Below are 16,151 nucleotides of genomic sequence, written 5' to 3' on the forward strand. Positions count from 1 at the left end.
ACGGTTGAGGAACATGCTGAAGATCGAGAACCTGCACGCCACGGTCGATGGCAAGCGGATCCTGAATGGCCTGTCGCTGGAGATCGCAGCCGGCGAGGTGCATGCCATCATGGGCCCGAACGGCTCGGGCAAGTCCACGCTCTCCTACGTGCTCGCCGGGCGCGAGGGCTACGAGGTGACGGAAGGCTCCGTCACCTTCCACGGCCATGACCTGCTGGCCATGGAGCCGGAGGAGCGCGCCGTCGCCGGCATGTTCCTCGCCTTCCAGGCGCCGGTGGAACTGCCGGGTGTCGGCAACGCCAACTTCCTGCGCACCGCGCTCAACGCCATCCGCCGCGCCCGCGGCGAGGCGGAGATCGACGCCATGCAGTTCCTCAAGCTCGCCCGCGCCAAGATGAAGGTGCTGAACATGCCGGATGACATGTTGAAGCGTCCAGTGAATGTCGGCTTCTCCGGCGGCGAGAAGAAGCGCAACGAGATGCTGCAGCTGGCGATGCTGGCGCCGAAATTCGCGGTGCTGGACGAGACCGACAGCGGCCTCGACATCGACGCGCTGAAGCTGGTGGCGGATGCCGTGAACAGCCTGCGCGGGCCGGGCTTCTCGGCTCTGGTCATCACCCACTATCAGCGGCTGCTGAACCACATCGTGCCGGACCGCGTGCATGTGCTCTCGGCGGGCCGCATCGTGAAGAGCGGCGGCGCCGAACTCGCGCATGAGCTGGAAGCGTCCGGCTATGCCGGCGTCCAGGCGGCCGCATGACGGCGATGTCGGCAACCGGCGCCGTGGCCTTCCTCGGCCGCTACGAAGGCCTGCGCACGCGTCTGCCAGGTGCGCGCGTGGAGTGGGTGGATGCGCTGCGCGACCGTGCGGCCGCAGCCTTCCGCACGCAGGGCTTCCCGACGCGGCGGGTGGAGGCGTGGAAGTATACCGACCTCGCATCGGTCAGCGGGGCGGCCTTCGGCGAGCCGCTGACCAGCGTGGACGATGCGCCGACGCTGCCGGCCGCCCTGCACCCGCGCGCAGTGTTCGTGGATGGGCGGTTCCGTCCGGACCTCTCGTCGCTGGACGGATTGGCCTTCCCAGTCGAAAGCCTGGGACAGGCGCTGCCGCGGCTGGAAGGCTGGCTCGGCGCGCTGGCGCGGCCCGAGGCGCAGCCGCTGGTTGCGCTGAACGGCATGCTGTTCGAGGATGGGATGGTCGTGGACGTGCCCGCCGGTGTCGCCGGTGGCGTGCTGGAGCTGCTGACGTTCGCCGCCGAAAGCGAACGCGCGCCGGCCTACCATCCGCGCCACCTGGTGCGCCTTGGCGCCGGCGCGAGCCTGACCATCGTGGAGAGCGCCGTCGGCCCGACTTCCGCGCGCTATCTGCACAACCCTGTCTTCGAGATCGAGGTCGCCGAGGGTGCGCGCCTGAATCACGGCCGGCTGCAGCAGGAGGGTGCGGAGGGGGTGTTCCTCTCGACCGTCTATGCCCGCGTCGGCGCAGGCGCGACGTATGACAACTTCACCCTGAACGCCGGCGCGAAGCTGGCGCGCAACGAGATCCATGTTGCGCTCACCGGCCCGAAGGCCGAGGCGCACATGAATGGGGTGCAACTCATCGGCGATGGGCAGCACGCGGATACGACCACGGCGCTGGATCATGCTGCGCCGAACTGCAGCAGCCGCCAGACCTACAAGACGGTGCTGACAGGCCGCTCGCGCGGCGTCTTCCAGGGCAAGATCCACGTCCACCAGATCGCCCAGAAGACCGATGGCTACCAGATGAACCAGGCCCTGCTGCTCTCGCCCGAGGCGGAGATCGACAGCAAGCCGCAGCTCGAGATCTATGCCGACGACGTGAAGTGCAGCCACGGCGCGACGGTGGGCGAGCTGGATGCCGACCACCTGTTCTTCCTGCGCAGCCGCGGCATCCCCGAAGCGCAGGCGAAGGCGATCCTGGTCGAGGCGTTCCTGACCGAGGCGGTGGAAGCCGTTGCCGACGAGACGATCCGCACCGCGCTCTCGCGCGGCGTCGCCGGCTGGTGGCAGCGCCAGGGCATCGCCGGCGGGATCGAGGAGGCGTGATGGACGGCCACGTCACAACTGAATCCCGCGGGCCTGACGGCGCGACCGGCCCCCGCGCGCCTGACGGCGCGACCTTCGACCTTGCAAGGATCCGCGCAGACTTCCCGATCCTGTCGGAGAAGGTGCGCGGCAAGCCCTTCACCTTCCTCGACAGCGGTGCCTCGGCGCAGAAGCCGCGGCAGGTGATCGGCGCGATGACGCGGATGATGGAAACCGCCTACGCGAACGTCCATCGCGGCGCCTACCACATGAGCGAGCTCGCGACCGAGGCCTACGAAGCCGCGCGCGGCGCGGTTGCGCGATTCCTGAATGCGGGCAGCGAGCGCGAGATCGTCTTCACGAAGAGCAGCACCGAGGCGATCAACCTCGTCGCCCACGGCTATGGCCGCGGCGTGCTGAAGCCGGGGCAGGCCGTCGTGATCTCCGAGATGGAGCACCACGCCAACATCGTGCCCTGGCAGATGCTGCGCGACGCGCATGGCATCGAGCTGCGCGTCTGCCGCATCACCGGGTCCGGCGAGCTCGACTTGGAGGACCTCGCGGCGAAGCTGGCTGACGGCAAGGTCGGGCTGGTGGCCGTCACGCATATGTCGAACGTGCTCGGCACGGTCACGCCGGCGGAGCGCATCGCCCGCATGGCGCATGAGGCCGGCGCGAAGGTGCTGCTCGATGGCAGCCAGGCGGCGGTGCACCGACGGGTGGACGTGCGGGCGCTGGATGCCGACTTCTACGTCTTCACCGGCCACAAGCTGTACGGCCCGACCGGCATCGGCGTGCTCTATGCCAAGGCCGATCTGCTGAATGCCATGCCGCCCTTCCTCGGCGGCGGCGACATGATTTCGGAAGTGACCTTCGAACGCTCCGTCTGGGCGCCGATCCCGGCGAAGTTCGAGGCCGGCACGCCGCCGATCGTCGAGGCCGTGGGGCTGCACGCCGCGATCGACTACGTGAATGCCATCGGCATGGCCGCTATCGAGGCGCATGAACGCGCGCTGGTGGATCGCGCCATGGCGAAGCTGCCGCATGTCGAGGGCCTGACGCTGCTCGGGCGCGCGCAGGATCGCGGCGGCGTCTTCGCCTTCGCGCTCGACACCGCGCATGCGCATGACATCGCGACGCTGCTGGACCGTGCCGGCATCGCCGTCCGCTCCGGCCGGCATTGCGCCGAGCCGCTGCATGCGCGCTTCGATGTCGAAAGCACCTGCCGCGCCTCCTTCGGCCTCTACACCACGCCGGAGGAGGTGGACCTGCTGGCGGAAGCCCTGAAGCAAGCCAGGGAGTTCTTCCGGTGACAGACCTTTTCGGCGATCTGCGTGACCTCTACCAGGAGGTCATCCTCGACCACGGCCGCAAGCCGCGGAATTTCCGCCGGCTCGACGATGCGAACTTGACCTCGCGCGGCGACAACCCGATGTGCGGCGACCGGATGGAGCTGTTCCTCAAGACTGCGCCGGACGGCGCGATCGAGGACGCCGCCTTCCAGGGGCGTGGCTGCGCCATTTCCATGGCCAGTGCATCGCTGATGACGGAGACGGTGAAGGGCAAGACGCCGGCGCAGGCGAAGGCCATGGGCGAGAAGTTCCGAGAGCTCGCAATGACCGGCACCTGTCCCGACTGCGGGGCCGACATCGCCGATGACATGGAACGCCTCACGCCGCTCTCCGGCGTGCATGAATTCCCGAGCCGGGTGAAGTGCGCGACGCTCGCCTGGCATACGCTGAACGCTGCGCTGGACGGCGCGAAGGAGGCGAGCAGTGAGTGAGACGCCCACGGCGCCCGAGCAGGGCGTGCACGGCGCCTGGACCCCCGAAGGCTCGATGGATCCACCGGTGCGTGTCAGCGAGGACGGTGTGATCGCGGTGATCAAGACCGTGTTCGATCCGGAGATCCCGGTGGATATCTACGAACTCGGCCTGATCTACGCGGTGGAGATCGGCGACGACGGCAAGGTGAAGGTCGAGATGACCCTCACCACGCCGTCCTGTCCCTCGGCGCAGGAATTGCCGGCGCAGGTGGAGGAAGCGGTGCGCGCCGTGCCCGGCGTCACCGACGTGCTGGTCGAGGTCGTCTGGGATCCGCCCTGGGACCAGAGCCGGATGAGCGAGGACGCACGCCTCGCCTTGAACATGTACTGATGCCGGAGGCCAGGCGATGAGCACGACCACCGACGCCCCCGCCCGCCCCAAGCGGGCACTGCCGCCGCTGATGCAGGTCTCCGACACCGCGGCGGAGCGGCTGCGCGGCCTCTACGAGAAGGGCGAGCGGGGCAAGCTGCTACGCATCTCGGTGAAGACCAAGGGCTGTTCCGGCCTGTCCTACGACCTGTCCTGGGTGGATGCCGCCGGCCCCGGCGACGAGGTCGTCACCGACAAGGGCGTGACGGTGCTGGTGGACCGCAAGGCGACGCTGTTCCTGATCGGCACGGTGATGGATTACGAGGTGAAGCAGATGTCCGCCGGCTTCACCTTCACCAATCCGAATGAGAAGGGGCGCTGCGGCTGCGGCGAGAGCTTCCACGTGTGATGCGCGGCGGCGGCCGCCGCGTGTGCTCGCGCGTCAGCCCGCCAACCGCCGCTGCAGGCGCTTGAGGGCGAAAAGCCCGTCGCCGAGCACGCCGCCGTCACGCCGTACCGACGCCTCCGGCCAGTGGCCGGCATAGCGCGGATCGCCCAGCCCGAGGCCGAGCCGCAGCCGCATGACGTTGCCGATCTTCGGCGCGCAATCCCCCCAGACCTCATGCGCCTGGCCATCGGCGTGCGGAAAGCTGCCGAAGGCTTCCGCCTCGGCCGGGCTCGGTTCGCGGCGGAAGGCGTCGTAGGCGGCGACGCCGCCCGCACGCAGCAGCGCGACCCAGGATTCGACATCGCGGCCGCCGCTGCGGCCCAGCGCCTCCGCCAGCTCGGCGGCGAAGGCCAGAATGCCGCCCCGCAGATGGCCGAGGCCCCAGGAGAGCATGCGCAGGTCCACCGGCTCCGCCAGCTCGGCCGCGAAGCCCCCATCCGGGCGCGCGACGTAGCGGCGCACCGTGCCGTGGTCGGCGGCGCAGAAGATCTCGAACAGCACCGGGTTCATGTCGCGCAGGAGATCGGGTGAATCGACGAAGCTGCGCATCGTCTCCGGCGTGAAGCCCTCCGGCCGGTTGCGCAGCGCCAGGTAGAAGCCGGTGAGCCTCGCTGCGCCATCGGCTTCCCCGCCCAGCTCGAGCAGCCGGCACAGCGAACGTTGCAGCCGCCCGTGCCAGCCGAGATCCACGATCGCGCCGGGTTGCGCCGCCAGCACCTCCTCCTGCCGCAGGTAGCCGAGCGCCAGGCGCCGCCGCTCCGCCGCGGCCTGCAGCAGCGCAACCTCCACCTCCGGATCGCGCAGCAGCGCTAGCAGACGCGCCGCCGGCGCCGGTGCGTCGAGCGCCGCGGGTGCGCCGAGCCCGTGCCGCGCCAGCGCCGCCTCTAGCGCCGCGGGTGACAGTTCCGCGCGCGCCAGCACGCTGCGCAAGGGTTCGGTCGGCGCTTCCTTCGCCAGCCAGTCGAGCGCGGCCTCGTCCAGCCGCTGCATCGCCGGCAGGTGCCAGGCCTGGCGCGAGCCGTAGAGGTAGCGGCACTCGATGTCCCAGCCGAGCCGCGCAAGCAGCACCTCGGCGATGCGCAGCAGGATCTGCCCGTCGCGCGAGACAAAATGCAGCCGCGCGATGCCATTGTGCCGCGCCGCGGCCAGCACCCACAGCACGAAGCCGGCGAGCAGCGGCCCGGCGACATTCGCACCGACCGTCCACAGGCAGGCGGCATGCGCCGTGGCTGGATTGCTGCCGATCCTTGCAGCCCGCGCGCCGCCCGCCAGGGCGGAGCGCAGCGCCCGCGGGTACTCCGCCGTGGCGGCATGGAGCAGCGTCTCGAATCGGGAGGGCCGGCCGGCGTGGCACAGCTCGGCGTGCAATCCCGCCGCGCGCGCGGAGGCGACATCGGAGTGCGGATGGTCGCCCAGATGCTGCACGCCCGCGGCCGCCGCGCCGAACTGCTCGCAGGCCAGTCGGAACAGCCGGCCGGTCCGCTTCGTGGCCCCCATCTCCGCCGAGGCCAGCACGCGCTCCGGCGGCACCTCGATGCCGGCGCGCCGCAACAGGCGCAGCAGCGCCGGCCTGTCGAGATAGGTGTCGCTCAGCAGCAGGATTGCGTTGCCATCGCGCTGCAGCTGCGCCAGCCGTGCGGCATTGCTGGCGATCGGGCGCGCCGCTTCCTCCTCCGTCTCCAGCTCGAGCGCGATGGCGGCACCGGTTTCCGTGGCGCTCCAGCCGAGTTCGGCGCCGAGCGCGGCGTGGATCTCGGCCAGCGTCACTTCCTCGATGCCGGGGCGCGCGCGCAGCCCCGCTTCCACGGCCGCGCGGCGTTCAGCGAAATGCTCCGGTGTCGCCGACAGCAAGGACGCCTTGGCAAGCCGTTCGCCGAGGCGCAGGAACAGATCCTCCGGCCGCCACCAGCATCGGGTGATCAGGGTGTCGAAGACGTCGAAGCTGAACAGCGCTGCCGGCGGGCGTGACGCCTTCCGCGCAACGGACGGCGCGGCTGCGGCGACTCCGGGCTGCGTCGTAACCGGCCCGATTGGGAACCGGGAGAGCCGCATTTCGTTCGTCATCAGCAGAGATGGCTACATCGGGACGCTTGGCACGTATGCTCAATCCACCGTGACGCTGGCCGGTACGGCCGGCCCTTACCAATGGCCGGCAATCGGCTCCAGGCGAACATCGCATCGCACGTCGTCGTGACGCGGGTGCCCGTCTGGAGACAGGGCCGTCTGCGCCCTCCTCCTTTCGCGGGCACCCCGGAGCATCTGATGCGCATCGTAGCCCTGGATTCCCTGCGCGGTCTCGCGGCCCTCGCCGTTGCCATCTACCATTCGATCCTGGTGTTTCCGGAGCTTGATCCGTGGCTCCAGCCGGATGCGGCGACCGGCAGCGCGGCCGCGCTGCTGCTGATGGTTGCGCCGCCCAGCCTGTTGTGGGCCGGGCGCGAGGCGGTGCTGCTGTTCTTCGTGCTGAGCGGCTTCGTCCTGTCCCTGGCGTTGGAGCCACGCCCTGGCGCGGAGCGGCCCGGTTGGGCCAGCTTCGCCACCAAGCGTGCGGTGCGGCTGCTGCTGCCCTGCACCGCGGTGGCGTTGCTGCTGGCGGGCCTGGTGCCGCTCGTCGCGCCGCAGCCGCGGGCGGAGCTCAGCGCATGGTTCAACGATGCCTGGGCAGAGCCGGTGACGCCGATGCTGATCGCGGGCCACGCGATGCTCGTGCTCGACGAATACGTATTCAACAGTCCGATGTGGACGCTGCACTATGAGCTGCGGATCTCGCTGATCTTTCCGCTGCTGGTGCTGCTGGCGGCGCTGGGCAGCCATGTGCTGCTGGCGGCTGCGGCGGGAGCCGTGCTGGTCTGCCTGGTGGAGATGAAGTTCGTCGGCAGCGGCGTGCTGACCACGCTGCTCTACCTGCCGCATTTCGCGCTCGGCGCCATCCTGGCGCGGCACCGCGCCACGCTTGCCAGGCGCATCGGGGCGCTCGGCACCTGGCAGACGGCGGCGCTGTGGCTGCTCTGCTACGTGCTGCTGCAGCTCGCCGGGCTGCTGCCGGGCGGGCCGCTGGTGAACGACATGATTGCCGGCACCGGGGCGGCGCTGCTGCTGGCACTGGTCCTCGGTTCGGCGCGCGCGCAGCGCTTGCTGCTGACGCCGCCGCTGCCCTGGCTCGGCGCGATCTCCTACAGCCTCTACCTCGTGCATGTGCCGGTGCTGCTGGCGCTGGTGCACCTGGCGCCGCCGCCGGTACCGGCCTGGCTGCCCGCGGTGGCCGCCCCGCTGCTGGCCATCCCGCTCGCCTGGCTGTTGTACCGCACGGTGGAGCGCCCGGCGATGCGGTTCGGGCGCCAGCTCGGCGCATGGGTGGAGGCGCGCTCGCGGCGCCCCGGCATGGTCGGCCTGTCACGATGATGCCAGCGCCCCGGCGCGGCCGTCCGGAAGCTGTTATCACGCTGTCATGCATGACGGATACGGCGGGAAGATGGCCCGGAGGCCCGTCGCACGACCTGGGGCCGACCCCCTGATGCGAGGTGCAACTCTGATCCGGCTGCCGCCGGCGGCCCGGGCGGCGCTCAGGCGTGTGCCGGGCGCGCATTCCACCAGCTGGGTGCTGGCCGAGACGGCCGCCTCGGCAGGCTTTTCGCTGCTCTCTCTGCTGTTGATCGGGCGGGTGATCGGGCCGCACGAGGCCGGCATCGCTGCGGTCGCGATCGCTGCCTTCCTGCTGCTCGACGTGCTCGGTGCCGCGATGTTCCCCGATGCGCTGGTGCAGCGGCCGGGGCTCGGGCCGCGGCATGTGCGCAGCGCACTGACCGCCTCGGTGCTGGTGGGCCTCGCCTGCGCGGTGGTGCTGGTCGCCGCGGCGCCGCTGGCGGCGGCGGGCACCGGACAGGAGGCGCTGCTGTGGCTGATGCCGGCGCTGGCGCCGCTGCTGCCCCTCTCGGCCTTCTCCGGCACCGCCTCGGGCACGGCGATGCGCGAGCAGCGCTTCCGGCTTCTCGCGCTGCGCGTGCTGCTGATCCAACCCCTGGCCCTGGTGGCCGGGCTGGCGGCGGCGGCGGCGGGGCTCGGCGCCTGGGCGATCGTGGCGAACCAGGCGGTCGGGACGCTGCTGGTCTTCGTGCTGTTCCTGCTGTTCGGCCGCGTGCCGCTGCGCCCGGCGCTGGACCGCGCGGCGCTGCGCGAGTTGTGGCCAGTGGCGGGGCCGCAGATCGCCGCCGTGGTGCTGATGGTCGGCCGCTACCGCATCTTCCTGCTGCTGCTTGGCCTGTTGCTGGCCGAGGCGGCGCTGGCGCAGGCGCATTTCGCCTTCCGCATGCTGGAGGCTGCCTTGACCGTGGTGCGCAGCGCGCTGTCGCGCATCGCCATGCCGCGCTTCTGCGCACTTCAGCATGATCGCGCCGCCCTGGCGCACAGCTTCGGCGAGGCGACCGAACTCGCGCCGCTGCTCGGCCTGCCGATCGCGCTCGGCGTGGCATTGGTGGCCGATGACCTGGTGGCGGCGCTGCTCGGCCCGGCCTGGGTCGGGATGGGCGATGCCGCGCGGATCGTCGGGTTGGCCGCCGCCGTCGGCTTCCTGCATGGCGACCAGTTCAGCCTGTTCGTGGCGCTCGGGCGGGCGCGGTGGAACATGGTCGCGGCGGTGGCGAACCTTGCCGTGCCGCTGTTCGCGCTGCTGGTGATCCGGCCGGAGACGCCGGCCGGCGCTGCCCTCGCCTGGAGCACGCAGAGCCTGGTGGTGACACCGGTGCTGGCGGTGGTGGTGCTGCGCCAGATCGGCCGATCGCCGCTCTGGCTGCTGAAGCGCGCCGCACCCGGGCTGCTGGCCGGTGGGGCGATGGTGCCGACGGTGCTGCTGGTGCAGGCCGCGATGGCGGATGCCGCGCCATTGCCACGGCTGCTCGCCGGCATCACGGCGGGCGGGGCGGTATTCCTTACCGTGGCCTGGCTGGCGCTCGGCCGCAGGCGGCCGGCGATGCTGGTGGCCAGGCCGGTGGAGCCGGCGCAGGGCGGGCCCCCTTCGGAGGTGCGCCGCCCGACCCCGGGACTGGCGGAGGCGCATGCCGCCGAGCGGTTGAGCTGACCCGCCCTATCGCTTCTTCCGCTTTGCCGCCTTGCCGGTCGGGTGCCCCGCCAGCGCCAGCATGGTGATGCGCGCGGGCAGCGCGGCGCGGACCGCCGGCCGCGCCTCCTTCTCCTTCTTCCAGCGCTTCTTCTCGGGCTTGGTCATGCCGCAGCCGAGGCACCAGCCGGTGGCCTCGTCATAGCGGCAGACATCGATGCAGGGGCTCGCCATGCGTCCTCAACGGCCGGCGGCCGCAACGGCTGCCGGACGGGACGGCTTTACGGGCCCGACGCCGGGCGATAAGCGCGGTTGCAGGGACAGGGGGAGCAACGCCGGACCATGCCGACCGACCTGGAGATCGCGCGCGCCGCGACGTTGCGCCCCATCGCCGAGATCGCCGCCCGCGCCGGCATCCCCGACGCCGCGCTCGAGCCCTACGGCAGGTTCAAGGCGAAGATCGCCCAGGATTTCGTGGCCGAGGCCTCGGCCCGCCCGCCCGGCAGGCTGGTGCTGGTCACCGGCATCAGCCCCACGCCCGCCGGCGAGGGCAAGACCACCGCCACCGTCGGCCTCGGCGATGCGCTGAACGCGCTCGGCACGAGGACGATGATCGCGCTGCGCGAGCCCTCGCTCGGCCCCTGCTTCGGCGTGAAGGGGGGTGCGACCGGCGGCGGCTATGCGCAGGTGCTGCCGATGGAGGACATCAACCTCCATTTCACCGGCGATTTCCATGCCATCACCAGCGCCAACAACCTGCTCTCCGCGATGCTCGACAACCACCTCTACTGGGGCAACGAGCTGGGGATGGACCCGCGCCGCGTCTCCTGGCGGCGGGCGATGGACATGAACGACCGCAACCTCCGCGATTGCGTCGTGGGGCTCGGTGGCGCGACGCAGGGCGTGGTGCGGGAGGACGGGTTCGACATCACCGTCGCCTCCGAGGTGATGGCGGTGTTCTGCCTGGCGCGCGACCTCGCGGACCTGCAGGCCCGCCTCGGGCGGATGATCGTGGCGCGGCGGCGCGACGGCACGGCGGTGACGGCGAAGGATCTGAAGGCGGACGGCGCCATGGCGGCGCTGCTGCGCGATGCGCTCGCGCCCAACCTGGTGCAGACCCTCGAGGGATCGCCCGCGCTGGTGCATGGCGGGCCCTTCGCCAACATCGCGCATGGCTGCAACAGCGTGGTCGCGACCCGGCTCGGCCTGGGGCTGGCCGATGTGGTGGTGACGGAAGCCGGCTTTGGCGCCGATCTCGGCGCGGAGAAGTTCCTCGACATCAAGTGCCGGATCGCCGGGCTCGACCCCGGCGCCTGCGTCATCGTCGCCACCGTGCGCGCGCTGAAGATGCATGGCGGGGTGGCGAAGGCCGAGCTTGGGCGGGAGGATGTCGCGGCGGTGGAGCGAGGCGTGGTGAACCTCGTGCGGCATGTCGAGAACATGCACAAGTTCGGGCTGCCGGTGGTGGTGGCGCTCAACCGCTTCACCTCCGATACGCCGGCCGAGATCGCAGCCGTGCAGCAGGCGATGGCGCGATTGGACACCGAGGCGATCCTCTGCACGCACTGGGGCGACGGCGCGAAGGGCGCGATGGAGCTGGCACGGGCGGTGAAATCGCGGCTGGATCGCGGCGCCGCCCGCTTTGCGCCGCTCTACCCCGATGCGATGCCGCTGGCCGAGAAGCTGCGCACCATCGGCCGCGAGATCTACCGCGCCGCCGACGTCGCCATCCCCGCCACGGCCGCGCAGAAGCTGGCGCGGTGGGAGCAGGAAGGCTTCGGCCACCTTCCTGTCTGTGTCGCCAAGACGCAGTATTCCTTCAGCGCCGACCCCACGGCGCTGGGCGCGCCGAGCGGCCATGTCCTGCCGCTGCGCGACGTAAGGCTTTCGGCGGGCGCCGGATTCGTGGTGGCGATCTGCGGGGAGATCATGACCATGCCCGGGCTGCCACGGCGGCCGGCAGCGGAAACCATCGGGCTGGACGCGGCGGGGCAGATCGAAGGGCTGTTCTGAGCCCCGGCGCTCCTACCGCTTCTTCGGGTCCTTGCCGCGATCCTTCGCGACCTCCGAGGACGGATCAAGCAGGCGCGCAAGTTCGTCGGGCACCGGTTCGGCCAGCGTCTCGTCGTAGAGACGGCCCAGCTCTCGCTTCAGCCATCGGTCGAAGGCGATGTCGCCGGGCTCGGACGACGAACGCCGGGCAGGCTGTGCGGGGGCGACGCGCAAGGGCACCGTCGCGCCCTCAGGTCGGAGTTGCGCGCTCATATCCGCAGCAGCGCTCGGCCGGCGGCTCGGTTCCATTTTCCTGCCACGTTTAGCGTGTTTCGCCATGGCCGTTGCCGCAAAGCAGGGGTGGCGCCGGCGCTTCGCCTCGCTTTTCCGTGATTGTCATCGCGGAACCTTACCGGTCCGGCGGCGATGCAGGTAGCGGTTTCGTCAGCGGTGGTCGCGTTCAATGCCATCCAGGATGAACGCGGTCAGCACGCCGGCGATGCATGCGTGCAACTCGTCGGCCACGGCCTTGCGCCGATCACGCGGTGCGCGCTCCAGGTCCAGCCGCTCGATATCCACCCAGTGCTTCATCAGCGCCCAGCGGCTGAACAGCTGCGCGCCGCTGGCGGCGGCGGCGATCCGAAGCTGGTCGAGATACGGCTCGACATTCGCATTCGCCCGGAAGAAGCGGGAGAACTGCATGTCCATCAGCACCAGGTCGGTCAGCTCGCCGCGGGTGGCGGTGAGGCGGGCAGCGGCCTCCTGCACGGCGTCCGACATCTCCTCCGCCGGCAGCCCGCGCGCCGCCTCCACCGTGCCAAGCTGCCAGATGAGCAGGTGCGGCCGGAGGCGCGGCGCCTCCCCCGCGATGATGCGCGCGTGGTCGGCCGCGGTGGTGCCGCGGCCGCCGAACACCTCCACCCGCACCATCACCCCCTGCAACCGTGCGGCGAGCCGCGCCTGCAACTGGCGTGGCCAGGTGGCCGCCGTCGAGGAGGTGCCGCCCGAGGCAGTGGAGGCACTGCCCACCACCATGATCCGCAGCTCACCGCGCGCGACGGCGGCGAAGACGCCGGGCAGCGGCGCCGCGTCCATCGCCTCCGCCGGGGCGGCGCAGACGTCGGCGGGCTGGGCCACGGCGGGTTGGGCGCGAGACTCCGGGATGCCCGGCGGTGTCAGGCCAAGGGCGAGGGCCAGCAGCAGTGCGGCGGCGGGGTTGCGCATCGCGATCACGGCGTAGCCGTGCCCGGCCCGGCGGGCAAGCTCGGGGTGGGCTTGCGCCTGCCCTCGCCGGAATACCAGGCGGCGACCACCCCGACCGCGACCAGCGCGGCCAGGCCCGCCAGGTTCACCGCCGCCAGCATCGCCACCCCGTCCGACGCCTCGAGTGCGAGACGGCCGAGGAAGGACAGCGCGATGCTGGCGCAGAAGACCGGCAGGCTCTGCTGGCCCATCAGCACGAAGGGAGCTGCCCAGCGGCTGGTGAGGAAGCGCGCCTGTGCCGGCAGCAGATGCGCCACCAGCCAGACCGCGACCAGCACGGTGGCCAGCCGCGCCGGGTGCAGACCGGTCTTGTCCACCGTGGCGACCCAGGCCGCCAGCGGCTCCGGCGGGTACCAGCCGCGCGCCGGCCCGTGCCAGACCAGGTTGAGCGCCACCGCCACTGCGGCGAGCACGAGGATGGCCAGCACGGCCAGGCCGCGATGCCAGGGAAAGCGCTTCGCGAGCCAGGCCGGGTCGGCCCGCGCCAGCACCACGCCGATGATGAACAGCAACTGCCAGGCGAATGGGTTGAAGAACCAGGCCGAGCGCCGCCAGGCCGGCAGGGCGAGGCCGAGCCAGCGCGCCGCCAGATAGAGCGCGACGGCTACGCCGAGCAGCGCCAGCGGCCGCCGAACCAGTGGCAGCGCCACCGCGAACATCGCCAGCAGCACGATGTAGAGCGGCAGGATGTCGAGGAAATGCGGCTGGTAGCGCAGCAGCAGCGCCTCCAGCATGGCGCGGTAGGGATCATCGCCGAACGGGTCGAGGGCGAGCTCGTCCAGATACGCCGCCTGGTCCAGCGCCGCCGCCGAGAAGCCGACCTGTGCGGTGAACACGACGAACAGGAAGATGTGCGCCACATAGAGCGTGCCGCAGCGCCCGGCCACCCTTGCTGCCGTGCTCGCCCAGCCCTCGCGCTCCAGCATCCGGCCATAGGCGAGGCCGGAGGCGAAGCCGGCCAGCAGCACGAAGGCCTCGGTGGCGTCCATGAAGGCGACGTTGCGCAGCGTGAGCGAGCCGAGCAGATTGCCCGGCGTGTGATCGATGAAGATGAACCAGAGCGCGAGCCCGCGGATGAAATCCACGCGCAGGTCGCGCCCGGGCCGCACCAGGGAGGCGATAGGGCGCAGCATGTGCAGCAAGCTTCGCGGAGCAGGGGCCGATGGCGCAAGCCTCGCCTGAGGAGATGCTGCGGGAAGGGGCTGCGCGGCATGCGCGCGGCGACCTGGACGGTGCGGCGCGGCTCTATCGCCGGGTGCTGGCGCAGCGACCGCGGGACGGCAACGCGCTGAACCTGCTCGGCGTGGTGGCGCGGCGGCAGGGCGATCTGCCGCGCGCGCTGGAATTGGCGGCGCAGGCCGTCGCGGTGCGGCCCGACAGCCCGATCTTCCTGGCCAACCACGGTGCCGCGCTGGCCGAGGCCGGGCGGCTGCCCGAGGCGGCGAAGGTACTGCGCGCGGCCCTGGAGCGCCGGCCGGACGATCCGGTGGCGCTGCGCAATCTGGGGCAGGTGCTCGCCACGGCCGGCAATCCGCGTGCGGCCCTGGTGCCGCTGCGCCGCGCGGTGGCGCTGGCGCCGGCCGCGCCGGAGCCCTGGCTGGCGCTGGCCCATGCGCTGCGCGAGGCAGGCGAGGCAGCGGAGGCGGCGGCGGCGGCGCGCCGGCTGCTGGCGCTGCCTGGCGTGGCCCCGGCGCTGGCTGGGCAGGCACGCTTCCTGCTCGCTGCGCTCGGTGCCGAGGCCGCGCCCGACCGCGCCCCGGCGGACTACGTGCGCGACCTGTTCGACCAGTACGCCACGCGCTTCGACGCGGACCTCGAAGGCGGGCTCGGCTACCGCACGCCGGCCCTGCTGGCAGCGCTGATCGACTCGGCCGGCGCGGCGCCCGACGGCTCGCGCCGCGTGCTCGACCTCGGCTGCGGCACCGGCCTCTCGGGCGTGGCGCTGAAGCCCTTTGCGAAGCGCATGACCGGGCTGGACCTGGCGCCGCGCATGCTGGCCGAGGCGCGGAAGCGCGGCATCTACGATGCGCTGGAGGAGGCCGACCTGCTCGATTGGCTGCCACGCCAGCGCGTCGCGTTCGATCTGGTGGCGGCCGCCGATGTGCTGAACTATCTCGGTGACCTTGCGCCGGCGCTGGCGGCAATCCGCGGCGCGATGGCGCCCGGCGGCATCGCCGCCTTCAGCATCGAGGCAGGCGCGGATGCTCCCTTCGCGCTCGGCGAGGGCATGCGCTACCGCCACGATCCCGCGCATGTCGCGCGGCTGGCCGCCGAGGCGGGACTCGCGGAACTGGCGCGCCGCGATGCCGTGCTGCGCGAGGAGAAGGGCGTACCGGTGGCGGGCGTGCTGTTCGTCCTACGCCGCGACTGACGCAGCGGCGAGCCCGCGCGCGATCGCCGCCACATCGATTGCCGCCGCGCTGGTCGGATGGCGCGTCAGCAACGGCGTCTGTGCGCGGATCGCCTCCGGCACCTTCGCGTCCCGGCGCACGACGCCGGCGAGCGTGAGGCCGCGACCGAGGAAGCGCCGCGTCGCGGCCTCCAGCGTCGCATGCACGCGCTGGCCCGCGCCGGCGCCGGCGGCCATGTTCACCACCAGACGCGGCGCACGGGCGGGCGCATCCTGCGACAGCAGCTTCAGCACGGCATAGGCGTCGGTCAGGCTGGTCGGCTCCTCGGTGCCGAGCACCAGGGGCAGGTCGGCCTCGGCGAGCAGTCGGCGTTGCGCCGCACCCAGCCCGGCGCCGAGATCCAGCACCACCTCGTCGAACCGCGCGGCAAGCTGCCGCGGCAGCCCAAGCGCCACGTCCAGCGCCGCGCCTTCGATGCCCGCCAGCGTGCCGGAGCCGGAGCGGCCAGGCAGCAGGCAGAACCCGGCTTCATGCGCCACCAGCGCCTGTTCTGCCGTCGCGCGGCCGGCGAGCACGCTGCCAAGGTCCAGAACGGGCGCAAGGCCGAGCTGCACGTCCGCGTTCGCCAGCCCGAGGTCGGCATCCAGCAGCGCCACGCGGCGCCCGCGTGCCTTGCCCTCCTGGGCCAGCGCCTGCGCGAGGGTGATGGCGAACCACGTCTTGCCGACGCCGCCCTTGCCGGACGCCACCGCGATCACACGTCCCGTCACGCTGCCTTACCCCTTTCCGTTGCGTGCCGAAGGCTGAGAAGCTGAGGGCGCGCAGGCGATGCGGGTATGGCTGTCATGCTGGCTGCTGTTGAT

At 71.7% G+C, this 16,151-nt stretch carries 16 protein-coding genes; 10 read left to right on the top strand and 6 right to left on the bottom strand.

All coding sequences use genetic code 11. From position 1 onward, the window contains the following. Positions 1-13 precede the first annotated feature (13 nt). From sufC to ACESM1_RS24755, 6 genes are read left to right on the top strand one after another with little or no spacing between them, the layout of a single operon-like run. Positions 14-760, top strand: coding sequence for a Fe-S cluster assembly ATPase SufC (gene sufC / locus ACESM1_RS24730; protein ID WP_372623895.1), 747 nt, complete (start codon positions 14-16; stop codon positions 758-760). Beyond that, positions 757-2,067 (top strand): Fe-S cluster assembly protein SufD, encoded by a 1,311-nt coding sequence (sufD, locus tag ACESM1_RS24735; RefSeq protein ID WP_372623896.1) that lies wholly within the window; start codon positions 757-759, stop codon positions 2,065-2,067. The genes sufC and sufD overlap by 4 nt, the downstream gene beginning before the upstream one ends. Continuing rightward, entirely contained in the window at positions 2,067-3,359 is a 1,293-nt protein-coding gene (locus tag ACESM1_RS24740) for an aminotransferase class V-fold PLP-dependent enzyme (protein ID WP_372623897.1), read from the top strand. The genes sufD and ACESM1_RS24740 overlap by 1 nt, the downstream gene beginning before the upstream one ends. Beyond that, positions 3,356-3,829: a Fe-S cluster assembly sulfur transfer protein SufU gene (gene sufU, locus ACESM1_RS24745; protein ID WP_372623898.1), complete on the top strand. Its 474-nt coding sequence runs from the start codon at positions 3,356-3,358 to the stop codon at positions 3,827-3,829. The genes ACESM1_RS24740 and sufU overlap by 4 nt, the downstream gene beginning before the upstream one ends. A 55-nt stretch (positions 3,830-3,884) precedes the next feature. Then, the gene (locus ACESM1_RS24750) at positions 3,885-4,202 is read left to right on the top strand and encodes an SUF system Fe-S cluster assembly protein (RefSeq protein WP_372623911.1); all 318 of its coding nucleotides are present in this window, start codon (positions 3,885-3,887) and stop codon (positions 4,200-4,202) included. Between the two features lie 16 nt (positions 4,203-4,218). After that, positions 4,219-4,590, top strand: coding sequence for a HesB/IscA family protein (locus ACESM1_RS24755; protein ID WP_372623899.1), 372 nt, complete (start codon positions 4,219-4,221; stop codon positions 4,588-4,590). Positions 4,591-4,623: 33 nt separating this feature from the next. Here ACESM1_RS24755 and ACESM1_RS24760 read toward each other — a convergent pair whose 3' ends face one another. Continuing rightward, positions 4,624-6,693 carry a hypothetical protein gene (locus ACESM1_RS24760; RefSeq protein WP_372623900.1) on the bottom strand — a complete coding sequence of 690 codons (2,070 nt, stop codon included), beginning with the start codon at positions 6,691-6,693 and terminating at the stop codon, positions 4,624-4,626. A gap of 198 nt (positions 6,694-6,891) precedes the next feature. Between ACESM1_RS24760 and ACESM1_RS24765 the strand changes: the two genes are divergently transcribed. Beyond that, positions 6,892-8,031 carry an acyltransferase family protein gene (locus tag ACESM1_RS24765; protein ID WP_372623901.1) on the top strand — a complete coding sequence of 380 codons (1,140 nt, stop codon included), beginning with the start codon at positions 6,892-6,894 and terminating at the stop codon, positions 8,029-8,031. 112 nt (positions 8,032-8,143) lie between these two features. Beyond that, positions 8,144-9,703: an oligosaccharide flippase family protein gene (locus tag ACESM1_RS24770; RefSeq protein WP_372623902.1), complete on the top strand. Its 1,560-nt coding sequence runs from the start codon at positions 8,144-8,146 to the stop codon at positions 9,701-9,703. A gap of 6 nt (positions 9,704-9,709) precedes the next feature. Here the strand turns inward: ACESM1_RS24770 and ACESM1_RS24775 are convergent, their stop codons facing one another. Beyond that, a complete protein-coding gene (locus tag ACESM1_RS24775; protein ID WP_372623903.1) occupies positions 9,710-9,916 on the bottom strand; it encodes a DUF1289 domain-containing protein in 207 nt (68 codons plus the stop codon). Positions 9,917-10,024: 108 nt separating this feature from the next. Here ACESM1_RS24775 and ACESM1_RS24780 point away from each other — a divergent pair, with 108 nt between their 5' ends. After that, complete coding sequence (locus tag ACESM1_RS24780; protein WP_372623904.1) at positions 10,025-11,695, top strand: formate--tetrahydrofolate ligase; 1,671 nt, start codon at positions 10,025-10,027, stop codon at positions 11,693-11,695. A gap of 12 nt (positions 11,696-11,707) precedes the next feature. Here the strand turns inward: ACESM1_RS24780 and ACESM1_RS24785 are convergent, their stop codons facing one another. The 3 genes from ACESM1_RS24785 to ACESM1_RS24795 all read right to left on the bottom strand — a co-directional run bounded on the left by ACESM1_RS24785 (position 11,708) and on the right by ACESM1_RS24795 (position 14,070). After that, positions 11,708-11,914 (bottom strand): hypothetical protein, encoded by a 207-nt coding sequence (locus tag ACESM1_RS24785; RefSeq protein ID WP_372623905.1) that lies wholly within the window; start codon positions 11,912-11,914, stop codon positions 11,708-11,710. Between the two features lie 204 nt (positions 11,915-12,118). Continuing rightward, the gene (locus tag ACESM1_RS24790) at positions 12,119-12,907 is read right to left on the bottom strand and encodes an SGNH/GDSL hydrolase family protein (protein ID WP_372623906.1); all 789 of its coding nucleotides are present in this window, start codon (positions 12,905-12,907) and stop codon (positions 12,119-12,121) included. Further along, on the bottom strand, positions 12,904-14,070 hold the full coding sequence (locus ACESM1_RS24795) for an OpgC family protein (protein ID WP_372623907.1): 1,167 nt from the start codon (positions 14,068-14,070) through the stop codon (positions 12,904-12,906). Before ACESM1_RS24795 ends, ACESM1_RS24790 begins: the two co-directional genes overlap by 4 nt. 29 nt (positions 14,071-14,099) lie before the next feature. Between ACESM1_RS24795 and ACESM1_RS24800 the strand changes: the two genes are divergently transcribed. Next, positions 14,100-15,308: a methyltransferase gene (locus ACESM1_RS24800; protein ID WP_372623908.1), complete on the top strand. Its 1,209-nt coding sequence runs from the start codon at positions 14,100-14,102 to the stop codon at positions 15,306-15,308. Here the strand turns inward: ACESM1_RS24800 and ACESM1_RS24805 are convergent. Beyond that, on the bottom strand, positions 15,294-16,058 hold the full coding sequence (locus ACESM1_RS24805; protein ID WP_372623909.1) for a P-loop NTPase: 765 nt from the start codon (positions 16,056-16,058) through the stop codon (positions 15,294-15,296). The genes ACESM1_RS24800 and ACESM1_RS24805 overlap by 15 nt on opposite strands. Positions 16,059-16,151: the final 93 nt, after the last annotated feature.

This window comes from Falsiroseomonas sp., from assembly GCF_041690465.1.
Lineage (GTDB): Bacteria > Pseudomonadota > Alphaproteobacteria > Acetobacterales > Acetobacteraceae > Falsiroseomonas.

Coding starts and splice junctions, on each gene's coding strand:
- ACESM1_RS24800 (WP_372623908.1), top strand. CDS start 14,100: ATGGCGCAAGCCTCGCCTGAGGAGATGCTGCGGGAAGGGGCTGCGCGG.
- ACESM1_RS24750 (WP_372623911.1), top strand. CDS start 3,885: ATGGATCCACCGGTGCGTGTCAGCGAGGACGGTGTGATCGCGGTGATC.
- sufC (WP_372623895.1), top strand. CDS start 14: ATGCTGAAGATCGAGAACCTGCACGCCACGGTCGATGGCAAGCGGATC.
- ACESM1_RS24740 (WP_372623897.1), top strand. CDS start 2,067: ATGGACGGCCACGTCACAACTGAATCCCGCGGGCCTGACGGCGCGACC.
- ACESM1_RS24760 (WP_372623900.1), bottom strand. CDS start 6,693: ATGACGAACGAAATGCGGCTCTCCCGGTTCCCAATCGGGCCGGTTACG.
- sufD (WP_372623896.1), top strand. CDS start 757: ATGACGGCGATGTCGGCAACCGGCGCCGTGGCCTTCCTCGGCCGCTAC.
- ACESM1_RS24770 (WP_372623902.1), top strand. CDS start 8,144: ATGCGAGGTGCAACTCTGATCCGGCTGCCGCCGGCGGCCCGGGCGGCG.
- ACESM1_RS24765 (WP_372623901.1), top strand. CDS start 6,892: ATGCGCATCGTAGCCCTGGATTCCCTGCGCGGTCTCGCGGCCCTCGCC.
- ACESM1_RS24775 (WP_372623903.1), bottom strand. CDS start 9,916: ATGGCGAGCCCCTGCATCGATGTCTGCCGCTATGACGAGGCCACCGGC.
- ACESM1_RS24795 (WP_372623907.1), bottom strand. CDS start 14,070: ATGCTGCGCCCTATCGCCTCCCTGGTGCGGCCCGGGCGCGACCTGCGC.
- ACESM1_RS24780 (WP_372623904.1), top strand. CDS start 10,025: ATGCCGACCGACCTGGAGATCGCGCGCGCCGCGACGTTGCGCCCCATC.
- ACESM1_RS24755 (WP_372623899.1), top strand. CDS start 4,219: ATGAGCACGACCACCGACGCCCCCGCCCGCCCCAAGCGGGCACTGCCG.